The sequence below is a fragment of the Massilia sp. Masssp94 genome, assembly GCF_059491305.1.
The window spans coordinates 4,965,153-4,987,458 of the sequence record NZ_CP168501.1 but is presented as its reverse complement, the minus strand read 5'-3'; the positions used below and the strand labels follow the sequence as shown (position 1 = coordinate 4,987,458).

General features: G+C 70.0%; 21 protein-coding genes. 7 read left to right on the top strand and 14 right to left on the bottom strand.

The window, feature by feature from the left end:
- Positions 1–279 precede the first annotated feature (279 nt).
- Both ACEN9G_RS22120 and ACEN9G_RS22115 read left to right on the top strand, forming a co-directional pair.
- Positions 280–2,076: an amidohydrolase family protein gene (locus ACEN9G_RS22120; RefSeq protein WP_413345281.1), complete on the top strand. Its 1,797-nt coding sequence runs from the start codon at positions 280–282 to the stop codon at positions 2,074–2,076.
- A gap of 28 nt (positions 2,077–2,104) precedes the next feature.
- On the top strand, positions 2,105–3,406 hold the full coding sequence (locus ACEN9G_RS22115) for a diguanylate cyclase (RefSeq protein ID WP_483126973.1): 1,302 nt from the start codon (positions 2,105–2,107) through the stop codon (positions 3,404–3,406).
- Here ACEN9G_RS22115 and ACEN9G_RS22110 read toward each other — a convergent pair.
- Both ACEN9G_RS22110 and ACEN9G_RS22105 read right to left on the bottom strand, forming a co-directional pair.
- On the bottom strand, positions 3,403–4,497 hold the full coding sequence (locus tag ACEN9G_RS22110) for a type IV pilus twitching motility protein PilT (RefSeq protein ID WP_413345548.1): 1,095 nt from the start codon (positions 4,495–4,497) through the stop codon (positions 3,403–3,405). The two genes, ACEN9G_RS22115 and ACEN9G_RS22110, sit on opposite strands and share 4 nt — an antisense overlap.
- 2 nt (positions 4,498–4,499) lie before the next feature.
- Positions 4,500–5,399 (bottom strand): SET domain-containing protein, encoded by a 900-nt coding sequence (locus ACEN9G_RS22105; RefSeq protein WP_483126972.1) that lies wholly within the window; start codon positions 5,397–5,399, stop codon positions 4,500–4,502.
- Between the two features lie 320 nt (positions 5,400–5,719).
- Between ACEN9G_RS22105 and ACEN9G_RS22100 the strand changes: the two genes are divergently transcribed.
- Positions 5,720–6,199: a hypothetical protein gene (locus ACEN9G_RS22100; RefSeq protein WP_483126971.1), complete on the top strand. Its 480-nt coding sequence runs from the start codon at positions 5,720–5,722 to the stop codon at positions 6,197–6,199.
- 8 nt (positions 6,200–6,207) lie between these two features.
- Here ACEN9G_RS22100 and ACEN9G_RS22095 read toward each other — a convergent pair whose 3' ends face one another.
- The gene (locus tag ACEN9G_RS22095; protein ID WP_483126970.1) at positions 6,208–7,362 is read right to left on the bottom strand and encodes a hypothetical protein; all 1,155 of its coding nucleotides are present in this window, start codon (positions 7,360–7,362) and stop codon (positions 6,208–6,210) included.
- A 258-nt stretch (positions 7,363–7,620) separates the two neighbouring features.
- Here ACEN9G_RS22095 and ACEN9G_RS22090 point away from each other — a divergent pair, with 258 nt between their 5' ends.
- Complete coding sequence (locus ACEN9G_RS22090) at positions 7,621–8,634, top strand: hypothetical protein (protein WP_413345578.1); 1,014 nt, start codon at positions 7,621–7,623, stop codon at positions 8,632–8,634.
- Positions 8,635–8,661: 27 nt separating this feature from the next.
- Here ACEN9G_RS22090 and ACEN9G_RS22085 read toward each other — a convergent pair whose 3' ends face one another.
- The 11 genes from ACEN9G_RS22085 to ACEN9G_RS22035 all read right to left on the bottom strand — a co-directional run bounded on the left by ACEN9G_RS22085 (position 8,662) and on the right by ACEN9G_RS22035 (position 18,475).
- Positions 8,662–8,853, bottom strand: a complete 192-nt coding sequence (locus ACEN9G_RS22085; RefSeq protein WP_413345577.1) for a hypothetical protein — start codon at positions 8,851–8,853, stop codon at positions 8,662–8,664.
- Positions 8,854–9,124: 271 nt separating this feature from the next.
- A complete protein-coding gene (gene sctC / locus ACEN9G_RS22080; protein WP_483126969.1) occupies positions 9,125–11,050 on the bottom strand; it encodes a type III secretion system outer membrane ring subunit SctC in 1,926 nt (641 codons plus the stop codon).
- 11 nt (positions 11,051–11,061) lie between these two features.
- The gene (locus ACEN9G_RS22075) at positions 11,062–12,510 is read right to left on the bottom strand and encodes a helix-turn-helix transcriptional regulator (protein ID WP_483126968.1); all 1,449 of its coding nucleotides are present in this window, start codon (positions 12,508–12,510) and stop codon (positions 11,062–11,064) included.
- 211 nt (positions 12,511–12,721) lie between these two features.
- Positions 12,722–13,552, bottom strand: a complete 831-nt coding sequence (gene sctT / locus ACEN9G_RS22070) for a type III secretion system export apparatus subunit SctT (RefSeq protein WP_413345981.1) — start codon at positions 13,550–13,552, stop codon at positions 12,722–12,724.
- Positions 13,549–14,046: a hypothetical protein gene (locus ACEN9G_RS22065; RefSeq protein WP_483126967.1), complete on the bottom strand. Its 498-nt coding sequence runs from the start codon at positions 14,044–14,046 to the stop codon at positions 13,549–13,551. Before ACEN9G_RS22065 ends, sctT begins: the two co-directional genes overlap by 4 nt.
- Positions 14,043–15,365 (bottom strand): type III secretion system ATPase SctN, encoded by a 1,323-nt coding sequence (sctN, locus tag ACEN9G_RS22060; protein WP_483126966.1) that lies wholly within the window; start codon positions 15,363–15,365, stop codon positions 14,043–14,045. The genes ACEN9G_RS22065 and sctN overlap by 4 nt, the downstream gene beginning before the upstream one ends.
- On the bottom strand, positions 15,362–16,210 hold the full coding sequence (sctL, locus tag ACEN9G_RS22055; RefSeq protein ID WP_483126965.1) for a type III secretion system stator protein SctL: 849 nt from the start codon (positions 16,208–16,210) through the stop codon (positions 15,362–15,364). Before sctL ends, sctN begins: the two co-directional genes overlap by 4 nt.
- The gene (locus ACEN9G_RS22050) at positions 16,207–16,821 is read right to left on the bottom strand and encodes a type III secretion protein HrpB4 (RefSeq protein ID WP_483126964.1); all 615 of its coding nucleotides are present in this window, start codon (positions 16,819–16,821) and stop codon (positions 16,207–16,209) included. Before ACEN9G_RS22050 ends, sctL begins: the two co-directional genes overlap by 4 nt.
- Positions 16,818–17,585 carry a type III secretion system inner membrane ring lipoprotein SctJ gene (gene sctJ / locus ACEN9G_RS22045; RefSeq protein WP_483126963.1) on the bottom strand — a complete coding sequence of 256 codons (768 nt, stop codon included), beginning with the start codon at positions 17,583–17,585 and terminating at the stop codon, positions 16,818–16,820. Before sctJ ends, ACEN9G_RS22050 begins: the two co-directional genes overlap by 4 nt.
- A gap of 1 nt (position 17,586) precedes the next feature.
- A complete protein-coding gene (locus ACEN9G_RS22040) occupies positions 17,587–17,994 on the bottom strand; it encodes a hypothetical protein (protein ID WP_483126962.1) in 408 nt (135 codons plus the stop codon).
- 10 nt (positions 17,995–18,004) lie between these two features.
- Entirely contained in the window at positions 18,005–18,475 is a 471-nt protein-coding gene (locus tag ACEN9G_RS22035; RefSeq protein WP_413346725.1) for an HrpB1 family type III secretion system apparatus protein, read from the bottom strand.
- Between the two features lie 219 nt (positions 18,476–18,694).
- Here ACEN9G_RS22035 and sctU point away from each other — a divergent pair, with 219 nt between their 5' ends.
- From sctU to sctP, 3 genes are read left to right on the top strand one after another with little or no spacing between them, the layout of a single operon-like run.
- Positions 18,695–19,759, top strand: a complete 1,065-nt coding sequence (sctU, locus tag ACEN9G_RS22030; RefSeq protein ID WP_440967348.1) for a type III secretion system export apparatus subunit SctU — start codon at positions 18,695–18,697, stop codon at positions 19,757–19,759.
- 3 nt (positions 19,760–19,762) lie between these two features.
- Positions 19,763–21,679 carry an FHIPEP family type III secretion protein gene (locus ACEN9G_RS22025; protein WP_483126961.1) on the top strand — a complete coding sequence of 639 codons (1,917 nt, stop codon included), beginning with the start codon at positions 19,763–19,765 and terminating at the stop codon, positions 21,677–21,679.
- Between the two features lie 12 nt (positions 21,680–21,691).
- Complete coding sequence (gene sctP, locus ACEN9G_RS22020) at positions 21,692–22,300, top strand: type III secretion system protein SctP (RefSeq protein ID WP_483126960.1); 609 nt, start codon at positions 21,692–21,694, stop codon at positions 22,298–22,300.
- Positions 22,301–22,306: the final 6 nt, after the last annotated feature.

The following is a 22,306-nucleotide window of genomic DNA, read 5'->3' as shown; positions in this document are numbered from 1 at the left end:
GGAAAGTCGGGTCGGGGATGGCATGAGCGTCTCTACGAAAGTGGGTAGCGCGTGCCCCGGACAGGCTTGCCGAGGTTGGCCAAGTATGGGTTGGCGCCGCGCACCGGCGGCAGGCTCGCGGCGAACTGCCGTGTCCGCCAGCGAAGCGCCACGCGAACCCAGCCGGCGCTTCGCTGCGGGGGGCGCCGCTTCGCTGGCGGCGCCGTGCGCGCGATAGCGCCTTATTAAGCTGTCCCCGCGCCTCACAGCCGTTGTGCGGCATTTATTCAAGGAACCCATATGACACGCATTAACGAAGCACACTCGCATTCGACGCTACCGACATCGGACCCGGCAGGGAACCACGCGTCCACCTCGCAAACGCCGCGCGCGTCGCGCAGCAAGAGCGGCTCGCCGCTGGGTTCGCTGGGCGGCCCGGCCACGTCGGCGCCGAAATCCTCCGCCAGTGCGGGCAACCGGATCAGGGTCGCGACGACCCGCATTTTCGACGACCTGAGCGCATCGGTGACGGTGGCCGACCTGCCGCAGCAGGCCGAAGGCGCGCACGCCGGCTCCCCGCGCAAGACCGGCGAACTGGTCGGCGCCATGACCACCACGCTCGAGAAGATGAAGCAGGGCGACGTGCCAACCCGCCTGCCCGCCGCGCTGGCCGGCAAGCTGACGACCGGCCACTGGATGTCGGACTCGCACTTCCACCCCACCAACTACACCCAGCAGGGCATGACGCCGCGCGACATGCTCAAGATGATGGACCAGGTCGGTATCCACCGCTCGGTGATGTCGCCGATTCCGACCGACGTCATGCCGTGCGGCGATCACGGCGATCACAACCACATCCCGGCCGAGTCGTACTACGTGCCGGCGCAGTTTGCCAACATCAAGCCGCATGAATTGACGGCCGAGGTCGAGCAGACCATCAAGGGCAGCGCCCACCTGATGCTGAACCAGCAGGTCGATGCGGACACCGCGCTGTTCATGAATATTTCCAAACTGAGCCAGGCCGAGCGCGACCGCCTCGATCCGATGGTCACCGGCCTGCACCTGGGTTCGCCGTTGAGCCCCCAGGCGCTGCTGTTCAAGCTGGCCACGCACCCGGGCATGTTCACCGGCGTGGGCGAGGTGACGATTCACAAGGAACTGGTGCAGAGCCAGTACGAAGGCGCGCGCCAGGCCAACCTGACCGACAACGTGCAATCGTTCAAGAATCTGGTGGCCACCGCCGGCGTGGTCGGCATGCCGGTGGTGCTGCACTGCGACGTCGACTCGACCGCCAACCAGCGCGCCAACGGCTTTGGCCAGCCCGAGCACCTGGACAACCTGAAACAGCTGTTCGCCTCGCCCGAAACGCGCGACACGACCATTATCTGGGCGCACTGCGGCGGCGTCGGACGCTTCGTCCAGAAGCCGGTCGACCACGCCAACAACCTGCGCTCGATCCTGTCGAACCCGGAAATGAAGCACATCAACATCGACATTTCTTGGTCGCGCGTGGCGCGCCAGATCGTGCTGAAGACCGACGCCGAAGGCAAGGAAGTGCCGGATCATGAATCGATCCAGGCCTGGGCGCAGCTGATCAACGATCATCCCGACCGCTTCCTGTTCGGCTCGGACGCGCTCAATCCGCAGGAAAAGGCGACCTGGGAAGAGACCGGGGTTCTCTACAAGCCCCTGCTGGACAAGTTGACGCCGGAAGCGCGGATCGCCGTCAAGACCGGCAACTACGAGCGCCTGCTGGTCGATGCGCGCCCGAAGGTGCGCGCGTTCGAGCAGCACGTGCTCACGCCGGAATTCGTCGAGCAGCGCCTGCGCGCGTCGGGCGACACCCGCGTCAATGCCGGGCCCCATATCGATCCGAATGCCTTGCGCGCCGCACGCGATGCCGCCTACGCCGGCGCGGGCGTGGACGTGCACGGGAAACGGCTTGCCCCCGAGCCGCGCGCGAAGGAGACGCCGGCCCAGGTCAAGGCGCATCTGGAAAAGATCAAGGCCCAGCAGGATGCGCGGGTGGCGGCGCTGACGGCTCCCGCGAAGAAGTCGGGCCCGGGCCGTCTGCGCCGGATGTTCGGCGCCAGGTAAGAACGCCATCGACATGAGGATCGACACGATGCAGTTTTTGGAAGCACCGAAGCCGGCCAGGCGCATCTGCCTGCTCGGCGACAACGCCCTCCTCGCCCGCGACACCGCTCTGCAACTGCGCGCGTCGGGCTACGACGTGACGGTCGCGACACAGCTCGAACAGCTCGCCACGCTGGGAGGCTTGTGCTGCATCGTCGTGGATCCGGCCAGCCGCGGCAGCCGCTTCGGCGACCCGGCCCGCGCCGGGGCCATCCGCGCGCAGTGCGCGGCGCCGGTGCCGATCCTGTGGCTGGCCCCCCTGGACAAGTTCGACGCGCGCCTCGCGGCCGCCCGCGCCGGCGTGGACGGATTCCTGGCCAGGCCGTTCGACGTCGACGATATCAAGGCGCGCATCGAGACGCTGGCCCAGCGCCTGGAGCAGCCGCCCTGCCGGGTGCTGGTGGTCGCCAGCGATGCCGCCCGCCTCGACGGGATCGAAGGGGCCCTGGCGCAGGCCGGGATGGAAGCCCTGCGGCTGCACAAGCCGCTCGAGCTGATCGCCACCCTCAGCCGGCACCACCCGGACGCCATCGTGATCGACGTCGACACGCCGGCCTGCAACGGGGTCGACCTGGCCATGCTGATCCGCCAGGACCCGGCCTTCCTCGACCTGCCCGTACTCGTGCTGTCGGACGACCGCGATCCCGCGGCGCGCCGGCGCGCCGTGGCGGCCGGCGTGGACGACTTGCTGGCGCCGCCGGACACGCGCGCGGACCTCGCGCTCGCGGTCATGATGCGCGTCGAGCGCTCACGCGCGCTGCGCAGCCTGATCATGCGCGACGGCATGACCGGGCTGTACAACCACGTCTCGATCAAGGAACAACTGCTGCGCGAAATGGCGCGCAGCAGGCGCGACGGCAGTCCGCTGGCGCTCGCGATGGTCGACCTGGATTTCTTCAAGAAGATCAACGACACCTACGGCCACCAGGTCGGCGACCAGGTCATCCGCGCCATCGCCCACATCCTGCAGCAGCGCCTGCGCCACGGCGACCTGATCGGCCGTTACGGCGGCGAGGAATTCGCCGTGATCATGCCGGGGACGAGCGCGGCGGCGGCGGGCCACGTACTCGACGACATCCGCGCACTGTTCGCCACCGTGCGCCTCAAGGCCGACGAGACGGTGTTCCACGCCACCTTTTCCGCCGGCGTGGCGGACCTGGACGTCGCCGGCGGCGGCGCCGATCCCGCCGACCTGTTCCGCCTGGCCGACGAGGCCCTGTACGAGGCCAAGCACGCGGGCCGCAACCGCGTCGCGCTGGCGCGCGCGGGGGCCGGCCGCGCACAAGGCTAGCGCACGCTGCCCAGCATGTCGTGCAGCTCGAGCCGGTTGTACGCGGCGCGCATGGCATCGCGCGCCGCGACGGCCTTTTGCCCCACCAGCTGGACCAGCACGTCGTTCAGGCTGCGCGACATGCTGTCTTCCCTGCGCCGCAGGACATCCTCGAGCTGGTGCACCTTGCCCGGGTCGGCGATGAAGCGCGCCAGCTGCTGGTTGTGATTGAAGAGGATTTCGTGGGCCAGCACCACGGCGTCGCCCTGCTCGCTCGGCACCAGGCTCTGGAAGATCACGCCGACGAGCGAGCGCGCCAGCGCGGCCGCGCGCTGGTCGCGCTGCTCGGCCGGGAAAAACGCCAGCAGCCGGGAAAGCGCGCCGACCGCGCTGTTGGTGTGCATCGTCGCCAGCACGAGGTGCCCCGATTCGCCCGCATGCAGGACCGTCTCGGCGGTGTCGGCATCGCGGATTTCCCCGACCATGAGCACGTCCGGCTTCTGGCGCAACGCTTCGCGCAGGCCGGAAGAAAAGGTCGCGGTGTCGGTCGGCACTTCCTTTTGCGAGATGATCGACTGCTTGCGCTGCAGCCGGTACTCGATCGGTTCCTCGATGGTGACGATGTGGGCGCTGCGCGTGGCATTGATATGGTCGAGCATCGAGGCCACCGTCGTCGACTTGCCCGAACCGGTTGGACCGGTGATCATGATGACGCCGCGGGTCGCCTCGACCATCAACCGGGTGTGGGGCGGCAACCCGGTCTGCGCCAGCGGGATGGGGTGCAACGGCAGGCGCCGCATCGACACCGTGACCCTGGCGCCGCCCGCGGACCGGTAGACGTTGCAGCGCAGCCGGTAATCGGTCAGCGCGAACGGCCGGTCGACGGCGCCGTCGGCGATCCTGTCCCGCCACGCCTCGTCGATCGCGCCGAGCACGGGCGCCATGTCCTCCAGCGTGACCGGTTCGGCGCCGGCCTGGCGCCAGCCGCGCGGCGTCTTGATCATCACGGGCATGTCCTGTTCCAGGTGAATATCCGAAAACGTCTGGTCGGAATTCACCAGGGTCACCAATTCGTCCAGCAGGTCGCGGACAAGACTGAACTCGTGGGGCATCGCTAGCCGGCGACGTACATGGGGCGATACACGGCGGCGATGACCTCGGCCGAGTGGCCGTAGTTCCAGCGCAGTTCGGTGCCCGCCGCGACGTCGCCGGCGGCGAAGAACGCGCCGATCGAAAAGCGCCGGCCGCCCTCGGCGATGACGTGGAAGCGCGCCACCGTCACGTTGTACCCCGCTCCGGCCTGGGCCACCGGCAGGCCGGCGGCGTCGTAGGCGAGCCGGGTATTGGCCATCGCCAGGATGTTCTCGCCGTCGATGAAGGCGAAGTGTTCGCCCGACACGGCGGACAGGATGAACGCATCGTCGGCGCAGGCGAAGTACATGGCCGGCGTCAGCAACTGGCCGCCGTACACCCCCAGGCATTCGCCGCCGCGCAGGTCGCGCGCGGCGAAGACCCCGAGCTGCCCGACCAGCACGCGCTCGCGCGGATCGGCGAGGTCGGCGGCGGTGATCGCGCGGCAGACCAGCCGGTCGCGGTAGGCGGCGGCCAGCGCCGCCTCGCCGGCATCGGGATCGACGAACGGCAGCACTGCCTCGCGGCGCGGATCCTCGCACGCGCCGAACCGGTCCGGCCCGTCCGACACGGCGACGATGTGGACCGGCCTGTGCGTCGCGTCGCGGAACGGGTAGCGCCCGTCGAGCAGCGGGGAATACGGCAGGCGCGCGACCGGGCGGCGCTGCTTGAAATGCTCGAACATGGCGGCCAGGTGGCCCAGTGCCTGCGCCTCGGCCTGCGCGTCGCCGGCCAGCGTGGCATTGATGCGCGCCTTGAGCGCCGGCACGGTGTCGAAGACCGCATCGTGCGCCGCCGTGCCGGGCAGGCGTTCGGCCTGCGCCAGGCAGGTGTCGATCGTCTCGATGATGGATTGCACGCGGGGGTCGGTCGATGCGGTCATGGGGTCTCTCGCTTGTCGGGTGGGCCGAGCGGTGTCGGCGGTGGCGCAACGATAATCCCGGCGGCCGGCGGACCGCGGCGCCGATGCGAAGCGCGGCGCCGGGAATGCGAAACTTCGCTGGCGGGGCGGCCGGATCGCATCCCCGCCGCGCCCGGCACGCACGGCGTCCTATGCTGGACGTGCCGACCAATCGACCGAGGTTCCCATGCCACAAGCTCGCATCACAAATTATTTCCGACCGGTGAACGACCCGGGCCCGTCGTCCCCGGCACCGGCCCCCAGTGCCCGCCCCCGCCCCGCGTCCCGCACGCGGCGGACCCGTGGCACCGGAACTGCAGGCGCGCGCGCCGCGCCCTTATGCGACGGAGACGCTGAACCGCGACCACGCGCGCCTCGACCTGGGCACGAAATTCGCGGCGTTCTCGGAACGCATGCGGCGCGAACAGACGCCGCCCGCGCCGGCGTACATCCTCAGTCACACGAGGCAGCCCGCGCCGGCGGCCGAACCTGCAACGGCCGCGCCGCCGCAGCCGCTGTACGTCCTCAGTCACATGACGCAGTCTGCGCCGGCGCCGGCGGCCGAACCTGCGCCGGCGCCGCAGTTCGTCCTCAGCCACACGTCGCAGGCGCATGCGCCCCAGCCGCCGCTCTACTACCTCAACCACAATCCGAATCCGGTCTACGCCGACCCGTTCGCGCGCGCGAACCGTCACTCGTACTTTGCGGGCCGGATGACCAACCTGCTGACCGGGCTGCCCAACTGGTTCCTGCCGCGCCGCCGCCGCAACGGCGACGTCTGAGCCGGCGGTCAGGCCGGGGGCGTGCCGTCCGCATCCACGGCCGCGCCGGCAAACGCCGCATCGCGCACGGCGCGCAAGGCGTCGGGATCGAAGCGCCTGCCGTCGCCGCCGCGGGCGTGCTCCCAGGCGCGCAGGTCCTGCCCGACGAACGCCGGCGTGAGCACGTGCCGCGCGAACGCCCGCATGCGCGGCCGCGCATCCAGCACCAGGCGCTCGTAGTTGCCGGTCGTGATGGCGCGGCGCGCGGCGGGCGCCAACGTATCCAGCAATGGCTGGTACAGCGCATCGATCGCATGCCACAGCGCCGCCCGTTCGCGCGCGTCGAGCGCCTCGGAGCCGAACAGGAAGCGGTCCGGGTGATCGTCGATCAACCGCGCCCATGCCCGCATCGACGCGTGGTCCGGCATCTCCCGGCCGTCCGCACCGGTGCGCAGCATGATCTGGCGCGCGATGCGCGACCACGCCAGGTCGACGTGGACGTGCCCCATGCACGGATCGGCCAGGATCGAACGCAGACAGGCGGCGTGGTCGACGGGCTGCTCGACGCAGCGCCCGACGCCGCCGCAATGCGCCCACAGGATGGTCGTGGCGCGCGCCGCGGGCATGGCGAACAGCGCCTCGATCGGACCCGCGCCGGTGGCCGCGTCGACGTCGCAGTACAGCACCACCGGCATGCACATGACGCCGGCGGTGGCGATCACGTCGCGCAGCGCCTGCGCCCTCCAGGTCAACCCGGCGTCGCCGGTGCCGGCGGCCATGCGCGGGTGCGCGGCGAGCTTGAACAACCGCGCCTGCGCGCTCGCCGGCTCGCCGCGCAACCGGTACGTGAACATCGGATCGAGCCGGTCGTCGCCGGGGCGGCACAGCCGGGAAATGGCGACGAACAGTGCGACGCCCGGGTCAAGCTCCACGTCCGGCACGTCGTCCGGCACCTCGTCCGGCGCGGCGGGTCCGGCGAACAGGCGGGCCGACGCGACCCTGGCCCGGCTGCCGGCGCCGCCAGAGGACTTGGCCGCGAGGACGTCGGGCGCACCCGGTGCCAACAGCGTCGTGTTCCCCCTGCTGCGGGAAACGCCGGCCGCGCGGGAGGTAGCGGCCACATCGGCCGTCGAGTCGAGTGCCGGTGGCGTGGGATACGCGGCGGCGCCGTGTATGCGTGTCATGCGGATTCCTTGAATGCGAATGGCCGCCATCTTAGGGATCCGCCGCCGCGCCCGCGCGACCGCCAGCGAAGCGCGGCCCGTCCCGGCGAAGCGCCGGCCTGACTTCGGCGCCAACCGCACCTCTTCGCATCCCGCCCCGGCCGGGGACCGCCATTCTCTTACGCTACGTACCAGGAGGATCGCGTTTGCGATTCTGCGCGGCCAAACCTTTTCACTCTCCCGCAACCCAACGCGCACCGGCGCATCGAGGAGCACAGCATGAGCAGTATATTTACAAAAATGAAACACGCGTTTCAACATCTCGGCCACGATATCGAGAAGGCCGCTGGCGCGGTCGCCCACGGCGTCGAGCACCTCGCGAAGAAACTGGCGCACGACGTCCTCAACGTGTTGAAGGATGCGCTCGACCTGACCGAGGCGCTCATGCAGGGCAACATGAAGCTGGCGCTGCAGGACCTGGCCAAGCTCGGCTCGGACCTGGAAAAGACGGCGGCGGACGCGGCCACCGGCACCGCCGACATGGCCCTCAAGACGCTCGGCGACCTCCACCTCGGCAAGGGCTTCGACCACCTCGTCGCGGATGTCGAAAAAGGATTGGAAACCGTCAAGGATGCGGTCAACAAGGGCACCGACGCGGGCCTGAAGGACCTGGTCAATTCGGCCGAGGGCATCGTCGAACATTCGCTCAGCGCCGTCAAGGACCTGGCCCATGGCGACCTGAAGGGGATGATGGGCGAACTCGGCCATGTCGGCGAGGATGCGCTCAACCTGGCGGCCGACCTGACCCCGGAAGGCATGGGCACCACGATCGCGGCCTCGGCCCTGTCGGCCCTGCACATCGGCAACGACCAGATCAACGGCGCGATTGCCGGCCTGATGCATGGCAGTGTCGGCAAGGTGGTCAAATCGGCGGTGGAGACGGGCACGAACGCGGGCGCGACCGCGCTGGCGAACGGCACCGTCAGCGACGCGGTCTTCGGCGGCGCCGCAGTGCTGACGGCGGCGTCGCTCGTCCCGGGCGGACGCGGCAAGAAAGGCGGCCACACGTCCACGACCAGTCACGTGTCGGAGCCGTCCAAGCCGTCGAAGGGCGAGCACAAGACCGGGAAGACCGGGCAGAAAGACGACAAGAAAGCGGACAAGAAGGACAAGAAAGACAAGAAAGAAGAAAAGGACGGGAAGGACGACGACAAGGGCAGCGACAAGTCGCCTAAAATCTTCGTCCTGCCGACCAAGAACGATGCGTTTACGCGCAACGTCAAGCGGGTGTAGAAGCCTGCGATCCGTGCGCAAGCGGCGTCACGGCGAAGCGGGTAACGACCATGCGTCGTTACCCGCTTTTTCTTTGATGAGCGGTGTCCCTGTCGGGGCGTTGCACGCGGCCGGATGCGCAATGCTGGCGCTCCATTCCCTCAGACGGGCAAGCGCGCTGGCCGACGATTCCACCGCGGCCAGCGAGGCAAACAATTCGTCGACCGACAGGCTGCGCATCGCCGCTCCCGATGAGTGATCTCGACGATTCGCATGACCACGGCGACGGTCTGACGTTCACATGACTCGCGCGAACACGGCCTTTAAAAACGGCGTTACGGGCAGGTGGAGGATTCAACAGTATCGTGCCGGAACACGTAAGCCCGGCAATGGACGCGTGAAACGGCAGCATGCTGCCGCTGCACTCATGCAGCCAGGTACACGGAGAATTGCGATTCGGGAGTCATGCCGTTCAGTCGGGACTGAACGGCCCGGCCGCTTGCGGCGCGTCTCAGGGAACGGCCACGGGCGCGGCCGCGTGCTTCATGCGGCAAGCCAGGCGCGGCTTCCTGGCGGGGGCGGGCACGGCGGCCTGGCGCGCGCTTTCCGCCGCGCCGATCCCGCCGACGGCCGGCGACAGCACCCGCGGCGTCAACAGGAACATGCGCTGGTAGTGCTGCCCTTCGTGCTTGCGATAGCGGAACAGGTCCCCGATCACGGGCAGCTTCGAGAGGCCCGGCACCGCCGTTTCGGTGTTGTCGTCCTGCGTGACGGAGTAGCCCGCGATCAGCAGGCTCTCGCCTTCGTTGATCAGGGCCTGCGTATCGATGGTGCTGTTGCTCACCACCGGCAACTGCCCCACCTGCTGGGTCGTGAGCTTGCCGTCCTCGATGTGCACGTCCATGCGGATCTGCTGGGCACCGCCGGGTGCCGTGATAATCGACGGCAGCACGCGCAGCGACACGCCGGCGGACACGCTGTACAGGTCGGCGGACTGGTAACCGGCCACCTGCACGTAGAACGTCTTCTTGCTGTCCATCAGCGCTTCCACGTTGTCGAGCGTCTCGACCCGTGGGCTGGCGGTCACGCGCGCCTGGTCCTTCTGCTGCAGCGCGCTGATGCGGTTGAGCAGGTACTTGCCGGCGTTGCCGATCACGGTCGTCAGCACGGCGCCCTGGGGCGTGGCGGGCAAGGCGCCGGATACCGGAAAGACGCCGAAACCGCCCGGATTGAGCGAGTCCGGATTGCCCGCCTGCTGCGCCTGGCCGCTGCCGGTCTGGAGGTCGAGGTGGCCCGTGTGCAGGCGCCAGTCGATGCCCAGTTCGTTCAGCGCGTTGTCGGTGACTTCGATGATGGTCGCATCGATCTCGAGCACGCCGGGGCGCATGTCGAGCGACTCGATCAGGCTGGCGTAGGCGGGCATGTTCTCGGCACGGTCGCGCACGAGGATGGCGTTGCCGCGCGGGTCCGCTTCGATCGACGGTCCGGCCGCCTGCGCCGGCGCGCGCTCCTCGTCCTGCGCGCGCGCCGGCGCCGGCAGTCCGGGAGGCAGCCCGGCAGACATGCCGGAAGGTGCGCCGGCCGGCGCGGCGGGCGGCGCGGGCGGCGTCATGGCGCCGAGCCCGGACAGCGCGGGCAGCGGCGGCACCCGGTTGTTCGGCACGCGCCCCACCCCGTCGTCCTGGGCTTCGCGCAGGCTCGGTATCCGGTAGGTGTCGCGCCGCACCGGTGCCGGTTCGGCGCCGGTGCCCGCGGCCTGCTGCCCGTACAGTCCGCGCAGCAGGCCCGCGACCCCGCGCACGCCGACGCTGCGCCCGTTGATCGTGATGGTCTTGTCGGTGGCCGATGCGTAGCGCAGCGGGAACCGCCGCACGACCACGGTATCGCCCTTGACCTGGACACGGTCGATCAGGCGCGCGACGTCGCTGACCAGGTCGACCAGCTGCGGCGGCCCCGATACGACGGCCGTGCGCGATACGTCGTCGTAGCGCACCGGGAAGCGCGGATCCTCGATCTGCAACCGGGCCAGGGCCTGGCGCAAGTCGCCCGTGCCCGCATGCTGCAGGCCCAGCGTGGCGGTGCGCGCCTCGTTGGCGCCGTAGATGCGCAGCACGGCCCCGTTGTAGTACCAGAGCACGCCGAACGAGGCGACCATCTTGTCGAGGAATTGCTGCGGTGAGCTGTTGAAGCGGCCGGTGACGTTTCCCTCGACCTGCGGCGAGATCCAGGTCATCACGTGCTGGCTGGCGCCGAAGTCGCGCAGCACGTCCTTGAGGTCCTTGCGGTCGGCGACGTATTCGAAACGGTTGCTCTGCCAGGGGATGCGCTCGGCGTGGGCGGGCGCGGACGCGGTCATGGCCGCGACGGCGGCCGCGGCCGCCAGGAACGTGGCGAGCCGCGAGGGCCGGCGCCGGCGTGCGAGAGTCGATGGGCTCATCACGGCGCCCCTCAACCGTAGATGGTCTCGGACGGCGACTCGTGGAACTGGCGCCGGTATCCCTTGGCCAGCACGGAGCGGCTCTTCACGCCCCAGCGGCTGGCGGTGTCGACGATCGAGGCGTTGACCCGTGCGTCGCTGAGCAATTCCTCGCGGATGCCCTCCAGGCGCAGCTTGCGGATCAGGCCGCCGGGCGTCATGCCGATCGAGCTCTTGAAGGTCATCTGCAGCGCCCGTTCCGTCACGCCGATCTGGGCCGCGACTTCGCGCGTGCTCAGGTCGGCGCGCTCGAGGTTTTCGACGATGTGGCGGTAGGCGCGCCGGTATTTCGCCGGCAGGCGCGCCGACAGGTCGTCGACGGCCAGCGCGCGGCCCGCCTGCGGATGGACCGTGCCGGACTCGGGCGCCTCGCTGCGCAGGCAGCGCAGCGCCTCGGCCGTGTAGTTGGCGTAGAGCTTCAGCGCCTGGACCGGGTTGCCCTGGCGCGCGGCGATCCGGGCCATGCAGTACAGATAGTCGAAATTGCAGCGGCGCGTGCCCAGCTCGGTTTCGGTGCGGTTGAGCTTGCCCATCACGGCGTCGGCCACGTCGTCGAGGCCGCCGGCGAACGCCGCCAGCGCGATGTCGATCTTGGTCAGCAGGCCCTGCATGCCGCTACGGAAATTGTGCCCCTGGTGCGCGAGGGCGATCAGCGGCGCGGACGCGAGGCGGTCGCCGCCGGCCAGCGCGGCCAGGCGCTCGAGGTAGTCGTTGCGCTGCGTGATCAGGGCCGGCAGCGGCGCCAGGATGGCCGTGGTGGCCGTGAGCTTGCGCGTGACGTCGGCGCGCCCGTTGCCGGCGAGGGTCTGGACCAGCTGCGCCGAGCTCCAGAATGCGTGATCGTTCAAGGTGGTGGAGGTGCGGATGCCCAGCTGGACGTCGAACTCGCGCGCCAGCAGGCCGATCACGATGCGCCAGCCCGGCTCGGCGTGGCCGTCGGCCAGCGTGGCCGCCTGCAACAGGGCGTTGTCGGCGTCGCGCTGCAGGCCCAGCTGGTGCTGCACGAGCGCGACGCCGATCAGGGCCTCGATCCGCTCGGCCGCCGTGGCGGCGCCGTCCTGCACGATGCGGGCGAAGCATTTCGCCGTCGTGGCGTAGCGGTCGCGCATCATCAGCTGCCAGCCGGTGTTCCGGCACGACATGATGCGCAGGCGGTCGTTGTCGTTGACGGTGAATTTCTGCGCGCGCCGGTACAGGTCCTCGGCGTCTTCGTCGTAACCGAGCAGCAGCGACGCGTCGCCGGCGGCCACCAGGCGCGCGACGTCCGTTTCGCCCAGCTTGCGCGCCGTGCTGTCGAGCACCTCGTCAACGGTGCAATACGCGCGCTCGGCCGCACCGTCGAGCATGGCGCCGGCATAGCCGGGCAAGGCGGCGCGGTGTGCGAGTCCGGAACACAGGGCGAAATAGATGGTCGAAAACATGGTGCACCTCCCGATTGATCTGTTTGCTGCCGGGTTATCCCGGCGACAAGATCATGGTAAGCGCGATCCACCTCGACAAATCTCAACAAACCGCAGCGCAAATATCAACAAACCTCAAATCTCGGCTGGGTGGGCTCCCCGAGCCCACGCGAACGCCAACGCGAACGCCAACGCGGCGCATACGTCACGCGTGGACACACGGGTGCACACCCTACTGCGCCGGTCCGCCGAGCATGCCCTTCGCCAGCTGGTTGCCGAGGTCGCCCAGCAGCACGTCGCCCACCACCTGCGACGCGAACACCGCCACCAGCGCGATCAGCATGATCATGCCGATCATGCCGCGCAGCGGCTGGCTGAGCGCGTTCGGCTCGAGCTTGTCGGCCGAACGGGCCATGATGCCGAGGCCGACGTCGACCAGCACCAGCACCAGCATCACCGGCGTGCCGAGCTTGGCCAGTGCGGTCCACACGGTGTCGGTGCGGCCGATCAGGAATGCTTCCGCCGTGCCGGCCAGCGTGGGCAGCATCACCTGCGGCGGCCACCATTTATAGGACTGGAACAGCGCGCCCAGCAGGAAGCTCATGCCGCCGCCGACGTAGAACAGCGTCGTCACCAGCTGCAGCAGCAGGTTCGACACGGGCGTGCTCTGGTCGCCGCGCAGCGGATCGGTCATCTGGATGTTGTTGAAGCCGGCCAGGTCGTCGATCAGGGTGCCGACGCTCTGCGCGATCCAGAACACCGGCGCGGCCGCGAAGCCGAACGCCAGGCCGAGGAAGGCTTCCTTGCAGGCGAGGACGACGAGCTGCGCGCTGCCGGCCGTTTCGAACGCCTGCGGCGACTGTCCGGCGGCGACGAAGAACGTGAGCACGTAGACGACGCCGTTGCGCACGGTGCCCGGCAGCGCGGTGTCGCCGGTGGCCGGCAGCACGACGAAGGCCACCATGATGCGGATGCCCGTGAGCAGCACCAGCACGATCAGCGAGTGGTAGGCGTCGTACCAGTCCATCAGGGCCCGGATCCAGGCATGGGTATCGTAGGTCATCGTTCCCTCGCAAAACGTCGGGCCAGCAGGTTGTCCACCGCTTCCTCGTCGGCCGCCAGTTCGGCGGCATGGGCCGCGGCGCGGCGTACTTCGTCCAGGCGGGCGCGGCACCGGTCGAGCGCCGCGTCGGCGCGTGCCAGCCGGGCTTCGGCCGCGCGCACCCGCTCCTGGTGGCGTTCCACGGCGCCGGCTGCCTTCTGCTCCTCCTTGCGGGCCGCGTCGAGCACGTCCTTGAGCGCCACGCGCCAGTTTTCGTGGCGCACGTAGTCGGCCACCGCCACCGCGGCGGCGCCGCGAAAGCGCGCGGCCATGCCGTCGGCGTGGGCGCCGCAGCGCCCCTTGGCCTCGTCCACCTCGCGCCTTGCCGCGTCGCAGGCGGCTTCGCGCTCGGCCAGCGCACGCCGGTCGCGCGTCAACTCTTCCTCGATGCGCTCGCGGCGCCGCGTCTTGGCGGCGACGATCGCACGCCACTTGCCGATGGCCGCCGTGCTCATTGCGGTGCGAACCCGGCGATGTATTCGTGCGTGTCGGCGCCGTCCGCGAAGTCGTCGGTGCGCTGGTTGAGGAACTCGTCGAGCGGGTCGTGCTGTGCGATCGCCTCGTCGGTCAGCGGGTCCGTGCCCTGCTGGTATTCCCCCATTTGCAGCAGCAGCTCGACGTCGTCGTACTTCGCCAGCAGCTTGCGCACGTGCCCGGCGCCGGCGCAGTGCTCCGGCGTGGCGACGAGGGTCATCACGCGGCTCAGGCTGTGCAGCACGTCGATGGCCGGGTAGCGGTTGCGCGCCGCGACCTTGCGCGACAACACCATGTGCCCGTCCAGGATACCGCGCACTTCCTCGCTGACGGGGTCGTTGCCCTCCTCGTCCTCGGCCAGCACCGTATAAAAGGCGGTGATCGATCCCTCCGGCCCCATGCCGGCCCGCTCGAGCAGGCGCGGCAGCTCGGCGAAGACCGACGGCGGAAAGCCGCGCCGCGTGGGCGGCTCGCCGGCCGCCAGGCCGATTTCGCGTTGCGCGCGGGCGAAGCGGGTCAGCGAATCCATCATCAGCAGCACGCGCAGGCCGCAGTCGCGGAAGTACTCGGCGATGGCCGTGCCGACGTGGGCCGCCTTGGCCCGCTCGATGGCGGAGCGGTCGGACGTGGCGCACACGACGACGCTGCGGGCCATGCCGTCCTCGCCGAGGATCAGTTCGATGAATTCGCGCACCTCGCGGCCGCGTTCGCCGATCAGCACGATCACGTTGACGTCGCAGGCGGCGCCGCGCGCCAGCATGCCGAGCAAGGTGCTCTTGCCGACGCCGGCCGGCGCGAAGATGCCGAAGCGCTGGCCTTCGCCGACCGTCAGCAGGCCGTCGATGACACGCACGCCCGTGTCCAGCGGCGTGTCGACCATGCGCCGGGTCAGCGGATCCGGGGCGGCGGCCATCACAGGGCGCAGGATCGCGTCCGGCGGCAGCGGTGTGCCGTCGATCGGCTGACCGAGCCCGTCGAGCACGCGCCCCAGCAGCGCTTCGCCGGCCGGCACCGAGAGCGGGCGGCCGAGGCCGACCACGCGGGTCGAGCGCGACAGGCCGGTCACATCGCCGAACGGCGCGAGCAGCGCGAACTGGCGGGTGAAACCGACCACCTCGGCGCGCTGCAGCAGCGTGCCGCGCGCGTCGCGCAGCTCGCACAGTTCGCCCAGCATGACGTCGATGCCGCCGACCTTCAGCAGCGTCCCGACGGCTTCGACCACCTTGCCGTGCCGGACCACCGTTTCGGCGGCGTCGAGCGCCCCGCCCAGCGCATCGAGGAAGGCGATGGCGTCGTTCATGGCGCCCCCCAGTCGGCGCCGTCGTCGTACGCCGCGTGCGCCGCGTCTTCCTCGCGCTCTTCCCCGCCCTCTTCCTCTTCCTCGTCCTCTTCCTCGTCCTCGTACTCCTCCTCTTCCTCTTCCTCTTCCTCGTACTCTTCCTCGTCCTCTTCCGCGGCGCCGTCTTCCCCGCTCTCGCCGGCGCCGCCCTTGAGCGCACCGATGGCGCGTTCGAGCGCGTCCAGCAGCAGCGGCAGGCCGCCGGCCACGATCCCGTGGTCCCACTCGCACACGCAGCTGCCCGCTTCCGCGTCGGGATCGGCGGTCACCATGGGATTGAGCTGCCAGCGGTGTTCCTCGCACACGGCGCGGAATGCCCGGGTCGCGGCGTCGACGTCCTGCGGCGCCACGCGCACCGCGAGGTACGAGGCGTCGTCGAGATGGCGCGACAGGTCGGCGCCGATGCGGGCGAACAGCGCGTCGCGGTCGGCGTCGCCCAAGGTGCGCGCAACCGTGCGCAGCACGACGTCGGCGATGCGCTCGCGCAGCGCCAGCAGCGCGTCATGCCCTTCCTCGGCGCCGCGCAGCATCGTCTCCTGCGCGTCTTCCAGCGCGCGCGCCGCGCCGGCCTCGTAGCCGCGCTGCTCCGCCGTGTCGTACTCGGCGCGCGCCGCCTCGATCATCCGCGCCGCCTCGTCGCGCGCGGCCTGCCGCAGCGCCTCGGCTTCCTCCTCGGCGGCGGCGATCAGGCTTTCCGCCTGCGCGCGGCACTGCTCGGCGGTACCGTCGAGGGCGACCAGGCCAGCCACGTCGCCGGCCCGCAGGACATCCTGGCCGACGCCGATGCCGCCACGCGGCGATCTCAACCAAATAACCATGTGAACTCCGGAAAAATCTGCGCGGCGTCCGCCAGGAAAGGCGTGCTCGCGCCGGTTTGGGCGGCTTCGGCCGGGCGGCCGTCCACTTCACTCTGCAGCGTCAACGAGACCAGGCGCGCCGCTACGTCCAGCGTCAACGCCCCGTCGGCCACGAGCATCGCGTGGCCGCCGTCGACCAGCGCATCGTCGCCGTCGGGCGGCGCCGCGTCTGCCCCGGGCGCCTGCAGGCCGAGCCGCACCAGCACGTCGAAAGCCTGTTCCCCGACCGCGCCCGCCAGCGCGCGCCGCTGCGTGCCGGAGACGATCCGCCGCAGCGCGCCGCGCGCGGGATACAGCCGCAGGGCGCCCAGCACGCGCCGCAACGCCTCCTCGTCGAGCAGTGCCAGGCGATTCGCGTGCGAAACGAAACTGCTCATGGGCGCGGGGGTGCCGAGCCAGGCGGCGCGCATGCCATACCAGGTGCGCCCCGCCCCGGGCGGCACGGGCACGCCCAGGCGGCGGCAGGCGCGTTCGCCCAGCGCGGCGGCCAGCGCCGCCACCCGCCGCTCGTAGGCGGCCAGCCAGTCGGCCAGGCGTTCCGGCGGCGGCGCGGCGTTCATGCGGCGCGGGCCCCGGAACGCCGCAGCACGCGCTGGACCGCCCCCTTCAGCGAGATGCCGAAGCGGCGCGCCAGCAATGCCAGCGCGACGGCCAGCGCGAGCACGCCGAGCGCGGCGCCGCCCCAGCGCCAGGCGGCCGAACCCTGGTTCGACTCGCGCAAGGCTTCCGGCGCCGCCACGCCCTGCACCATCGTGACGCTGACGTTGTCGTAGGTGAGCCCCTCGACCGCGTGCACCACCAGGTTCTTCAGGTTGGGCGTGAGCGTGGCCACGTCCGTGCCGGGCAAATACTGGATGAAGACCGCCGCCGACGACGGCTTGACCGTGGCCGCCAGCGGATCGTTGTTCGGCAGGACGATCTGCACGTTCGCGTAGGCCACGCCGTCGATGCGCGACAGGACCTCCGACAGCTGTTGCGAGACACCGTAGATGAAGCGCACGCGCTCCTCGGTGGGCGTGGAGATCAGGCCGTCCTTCTTGAACATGTCGCCCAGGTTCTGGAAGCGCTGGTGCGGCAGCCCGTGCGCGCGCAGCACGTCCATCGCGCGGGCGAACTGGTCGCCGTCGATGTCGACGTTCCAGGTCTTGCCGCCGTCGTCGGACTGCTTCGAGGCATCGACCTGGGCCTCGAGCAGCACCGCCAGCATCTCGTTGGCGTCGCGCTCGGGCAGGTGCGCGAACAGCTGCTTGCTGCAACCGCTCAGCAGCAGGGCCGTCACGGACGCCAGCGCGCACGCCTTCAGCAGGTTCACATGGTTTGCCATATCACTGGTTCTTCATCAAAGTCTGCACCGACGTCTTGACGCCCTGGGCCACCATCTGGCCGCCGTACATCTTGCACGCCATCTGCGCCGCCTCGAACTGGATCTTCGTGGTGGCGCCAACGAGTTCCTGCTGCGACATGTAGGGCGCCTCGGCGGCAAACCGGTCGATCCGCCCGCCGAATTCGGCGAAGGCATGGTCCTGGCGCGTGACGGCCTCGGTCATCGCCGACGGCCCGTGCGCGCGCGACGCCTCCGGCGGCGCCAGGCGCGCGGCGTCCAGCTTGCTGCGGAACAGGTCGACCAGCTCGCTGGCGGGCTGCGCGCGCGGGCCGGCCGGGGCAAGCGCCTGCGGCGCGGACGGCGGCGCCAGGGTGGAGATCGGCGGCAGGGGCTGGATGGGGATCGTCATGACGGGCTCCTCAGGCGCGCAGGTGGCGCTGCTGCATCATTTTCTGCAATTCGGCCAGGTCGACCTGCGCCTCCGGGCCGGCGGCGGCGCGGCGCGTGCTGGCCTTGCCCAGCAGCGCATTCACGATGTCGACGGAGTCCTGGTCTTCGTTGCGGTTGATGACGTCGTTGGCGTACGAGCGCCACGACGGATCCTGCAGCCCGTACAGCGCCACGGCCAGCAGCGCGTTGACGTAGGGGCCGAACGCGCCGCGCAGGGGGCGCTGTTCGAGGTCGCGCAGGTAGCGCAGCGCGCCGGCGAAGTCGTGGCGGCGGATCAGCATCCAGGCGTCATAGGCGTGCAGCTCGACGAAATTCGGGCGCAGGACGTGCAAGGCGGTGAGAACCCGTTCGGATTGCTCGAGATGGCCATGCTTGGCGCCGAACATCAAGACTTCGATCAACGCCGCAATCAGGCGGTTACTGCATTGGGACACGGACATGGTTCGCTCCTGTTGGGTGGGCCGCGCTGGACCAGGCGGCATGACGCACACCTTACCGGCCGCCCGTCCCTTCGCGCGGCCCGGAGCCGAAATCCCCGCGCGCCAAACGAAGGGCCCCGTTCGCCCACCCCGGACTTCGCGTTCGGGGCCGCCGCTTCGCGCGGGCCGCCGGCCAGCCGCGCCGCGGCGCCGACAATGCCGATCGGAAGGGGGAAGCGCATGTCCGACGAAAAAACCGAACAACCCAGCGACAAGAAGCTGCGCGACGCGCGCCGCGACGGCGAGACGAGCAAGAGTACCGACCTGCCGTTCGCCGCGATCCTGCTGTGCGCCTGGCTGGGCTTCTCGCTCGCGGGCGGACGCATGGCCGAGCAATTGCGCCTGCTGCTGCTCGACGGACTCGACGTCAAGCGCGCGCAAAACGACCTGCGGGTGGCCGACGCGCTCGTCGCCGCGGCCACCCACGGTCTGGCCCTCGTGCTGCCGGTCGTGGCCGTCGCGGCGCTCGCCGCGGTCGGCGCGCTGGTGGCACAGGTCGGCCTGCAGACCTCGTTCAAGCCGCTGGAACTCAAGTTCGACGCGATCAACCCGGCCTCGGGCCTGAAGCGCATCTTTTCGGTGCGCTCGCTGATCGACCTGCTCAAGGCGGTGCTCAAGGCCCTGCTGATCGGCGCCGTGCTGGTCCGCACCGGCATGCTGCTGGTGCCGCTGGTGCTCGGGGTGGTCTACCAGCCGGTCGGCGGCCTGGCCGACGTCGCCTGGGGCGTGCTGTGCAAGGTGTTCGGCGTGGCCGGCGTGCTGTACGCGATCATCGGCGTGGCCGACTACGGCATCCAGCACTGGCTGTTCATCCGCGACCACAAGATGAGCAAGGACGAGGTCAAGCGCGAGAACAAGGATTCCGAAGGCGACCCGCACATCAAGAACGAGCGCCGCAAGATCGGGCGTGAAAACGCCTCCGCCCCGCCGAACGAGTCGGTGGCCAACGCCAACGTGGTGGTGGTCAACCCGACCCACTACGCGGTGGCGCTGCGCTACGACCCCGGCGAGACGGGCCTGCCGCGCGTGATCGCCAAGGGCGTCGACGGCGACGCCAGGGTGATCCGCGAACAGGCCATGCGCTTCGGCGTGCCGATCGTCGGCAACCCGCCGCTGGCGCGCGCGCTGTTCCTCGTGGCCGTCAACGACGCCATTCCGGAACCGCTGTTCGATTCGGTCGCCGCCGTGCTGGCGTGGGTCGAGGACATGCGGGCCCCGAGCCCCAACACCGTGACAGAGAGGTAGCCCATGAAATCATTCCGCCTGAACGACCTGGGAGGGGAAGTCTCGATCGCCGTACTCATCGTCGCGGTGATCGCCCTGATGATCCTGCCGCTGCCGACCGTCGTGATCGACGGCCTGCTGGCGCTCAATATCACGATCAGCGTGCTGCTGCTGATGGTCACGCTGTACATCCCCAACGCGACCTCGCTGTACTCGTTCCCGTCGCTGCTGCTGTTCACCACGCTGTTCAGGCTGTCGCTGAACATCGCCTCGACCAAGTCGATCCTGCTGCATGCCGAGGCCGGCCACATCATCGAAAGCTTCGGCGAGTTGGTCGTCGGCGGCAACCTGGTCGTCGGCCTGGTGGTGTTCCTGATCATCGCCATCGTCCAGTTCATCGTCATCGCCAAGGGGTCGGAGCGCGTGGCCGAGGTCGGCGCCCGCTTCACGCTGGACGCGATGCCCGGCAAGCAGATGAGTATCGACGCCGACGTGCGCGCCGGCAACCTGACCGCCGAGGAGGCGCAGCGCCGCCGCACCATGCTGTCGATCGAGAGCCAGCTGCACGGCGGCATGGACGGCGCCATGAAGTTCGTCAAGGGCGACGCCATCGCCGGGCTGGTGATCACCATGGTCAACATCCTGGCCGGCATCGTCATCGGCGTGACCTACCACAGCATGTCGGCGGCGGAGGCGGCCGACCGCTTCGCCGTGCTGTCGGTGGGCGACGCGATGGTCTCGCAGATTCCTTCGCTCTTGATTTCCGTCGCGGCCGGCGTGCTCATCACCCGGGTGTCCGACGAGCACAGCAAGCCGCGCTCGCTCGGCACCGAGATCGTCAAGCAGCTGAGCACGAATTCCCGTGCGCTCTACAGCGCGGCGGCCATGCTGGTCGGCTTCGCCCTGGTGCCGGGCTTTCCGTGGCCGATGTTCCTGCTGCTCGCGGCAGCGCTGTTCGCCGGCGCGCGCATCATGGGCAAGCAGGTGCTCGACCAACAGCCGGCCGCCGGCCCGGAACTGACCGCGCTGCGCGCCGACGGCGCCAAGGGCCAGGCCCCGACCATCGCCGCGCAGGCGCCGGCGTTTTCCGCGCCGCTGTCCGTGCGCCTGTCGCCGGCGCTCGCCGACCGCCTCGATGCCGCCGAGCTGAACCGTGCATTCGCGGCCGTCCGCGCCGTCCTCGTCGACGAGCTGGGGCTGCCGTTCCCGCGCGCCGCCGTGTGGACGACCGATTCCCTCGCCGGCATGGCGGTCGAGATCATGCTGCACGACGTGCCGCAGCCCGCGCTCGAGTTGCCAGCCAGGCCGGAGCGCGCCGAGCGCGCGCTGGCCGACGCCGTGGGCGTGGCGGTGCGGGAGCATGCGCACCTGTTCATCGGCGTCCAGGAAACCCAGTGGATCCTCGACCGGGTCGGCACCGAGTATCCGGGCCTCGTGGCCGAAGTGCAGAAAGTCATGCCGGTGCTGCGCATCGCCGAGGTCCTCAAGCGCCTGCTCGAGGAACACGTGCCGATCCGCAACCAGCGCGCCATCCTCGAGAGCCTCGTGAACTGGGGCGCCAAGGAAAAAGACCTGTTGCTGCTCACCGAATACGTGCGCGGCGACCTGGGCCGCTTCATCGCCCACCGCGCCGCCGGCGGCGGCCAGCTGCCGGCGATCGTGCTCGACGTCGAAGTCGAACAGACCATCCGCCAGGCGATCAAGCAGACCCCGGCGGGCAATTACCTGACCCTGGAACCGCAGCAGATCGACCAGTTGCTGGCTTCGCTGGAACGCCTGGTCGGCGCCAATCCGCCGCCGAATCTCGCGGTCGTCACGTCGATGGACATCCGGCGCTATTTCCGGCGCATGATCGCGCAGCGACTGGCGTGGCTGCAGGTGTATTCGTTCCAGGAACTGGGCGACATCGACCTGCGCCCGGTCGGCCAGCTCGGCCTGTAACGGGAGGCCCCGATGACCCGCATCCGCTCGCCGCGCGAACTGCGCATCGTGGTGGCGCAACCAGCGGCGGCCGAAGCGCGCTTCGGCCAGCTGCTCGACCAGGCGCGCCAGGCGCTGGAGCGTGACCGGCCCGCCGACGACGACGGCGCGCACGACGACGACGGCGAGGCCGGCCAGGAACGGGACGGCGGCGACGGCAATGCGCCGAACCATGGCGGCGCCCTGCCTCCGCCGCCGCGCCCGCGGCTGCCCGGCGCCGGCCCGGACGACTCGATCCGGGCCCTCGGCGCCCGGCTCGTCGCCCACTGCGCCCGCGCCGCGCAGGCCGACCTGGTGGCCGATCGGCTGGCCGAACGCATCGCCCGTTTTTGCACCGGCCCCGCGCTCGAACACGCCGGCGGGCGCTGGGAGGTCGTGGTCGAACTCGATCCGGCCATCCTGCCTGGCACCCGCCTGCACCTGGTGCTTTCGGACGGCACGCTATCGCTTCGCTTCGACACCCGCGACACCGGGGCCCGCCAGCTAATCTGTGACAACGGCGCCGCATTGCGCAGCCGTCTGGAAGCGCGCCTCGGCGCGCATATCGCGGTCCATGTCACCGTCCACCTGGAAGTGATCTGAGGAAGC

Excerpts from the sequence above, each read along its gene's own strand:
- ACEN9G_RS22120 (WP_413345281.1), top strand. The coding sequence starts at position 280 with ATGACACGCATTAACGAAGCACACTCGCATTCGACGCTACCGACATCG.
- ACEN9G_RS22115 (WP_483126973.1), top strand. The coding sequence starts at position 2,105 with ATGCAGTTTTTGGAAGCACCGAAGCCGGCCAGGCGCATCTGCCTGCTC.
- ACEN9G_RS22110 (WP_413345548.1), bottom strand. The coding sequence starts at position 4,497 with ATGCCCCACGAGTTCAGTCTTGTCCGCGACCTGCTGGACGAATTGGTG.
- ACEN9G_RS22105 (WP_483126972.1), bottom strand. The coding sequence starts at position 5,399 with ATGACCGCATCGACCGACCCCCGCGTGCAATCCATCATCGAGACGATC.
- ACEN9G_RS22095 (WP_483126970.1), bottom strand. The coding sequence starts at position 7,362 with ATGACACGCATACACGGCGCCGCCGCGTATCCCACGCCACCGGCACTC.
- ACEN9G_RS22090 (WP_413345578.1), top strand. The coding sequence starts at position 7,621 with ATGAGCAGTATATTTACAAAAATGAAACACGCGTTTCAACATCTCGGC.
- ACEN9G_RS22085 (WP_413345577.1), bottom strand. The coding sequence starts at position 8,853 with ATGCGCAGCCTGTCGGTCGACGAATTGTTTGCCTCGCTGGCCGCGGTG.
- sctC (WP_483126969.1), bottom strand. The coding sequence starts at position 11,050 with ATGAGCCCATCGACTCTCGCACGCCGGCGCCGGCCCTCGCGGCTCGCC.
- ACEN9G_RS22075 (WP_483126968.1), bottom strand. The coding sequence starts at position 12,510 with ATGTTTTCGACCATCTATTTCGCCCTGTGTTCCGGACTCGCACACCGC.
- sctT (WP_413345981.1), bottom strand. The coding sequence starts at position 13,552 with ATGACCTACGATACCCATGCCTGGATCCGGGCCCTGATGGACTGGTAC.
- ACEN9G_RS22065 (WP_483126967.1), bottom strand. The coding sequence starts at position 14,046 with ATGAGCACGGCGGCCATCGGCAAGTGGCGTGCGATCGTCGCCGCCAAG.
- sctN (WP_483126966.1), bottom strand. The coding sequence starts at position 15,365 with ATGAACGACGCCATCGCCTTCCTCGATGCGCTGGGCGGGGCGCTCGAC.
- ACEN9G_RS22050 (WP_483126964.1), bottom strand. The coding sequence starts at position 16,821 with ATGAACGCCGCGCCGCCGCCGGAACGCCTGGCCGACTGGCTGGCCGCC.
- sctJ (WP_483126963.1), bottom strand. The coding sequence starts at position 17,585 with ATGGCAAACCATGTGAACCTGCTGAAGGCGTGCGCGCTGGCGTCCGTG.
- ACEN9G_RS22040 (WP_483126962.1), bottom strand. The coding sequence starts at position 17,994 with ATGACGATCCCCATCCAGCCCCTGCCGCCGATCTCCACCCTGGCGCCG.
- ACEN9G_RS22035 (WP_413346725.1), bottom strand. The coding sequence starts at position 18,475 with ATGTCCGTGTCCCAATGCAGTAACCGCCTGATTGCGGCGTTGATCGAA.
- sctU (WP_440967348.1), top strand. The coding sequence starts at position 18,695 with ATGTCCGACGAAAAAACCGAACAACCCAGCGACAAGAAGCTGCGCGAC.
- ACEN9G_RS22025 (WP_483126961.1), top strand. The coding sequence starts at position 19,763 with ATGAAATCATTCCGCCTGAACGACCTGGGAGGGGAAGTCTCGATCGCC.
- sctP (WP_483126960.1), top strand. The coding sequence starts at position 21,692 with ATGACCCGCATCCGCTCGCCGCGCGAACTGCGCATCGTGGTGGCGCAA.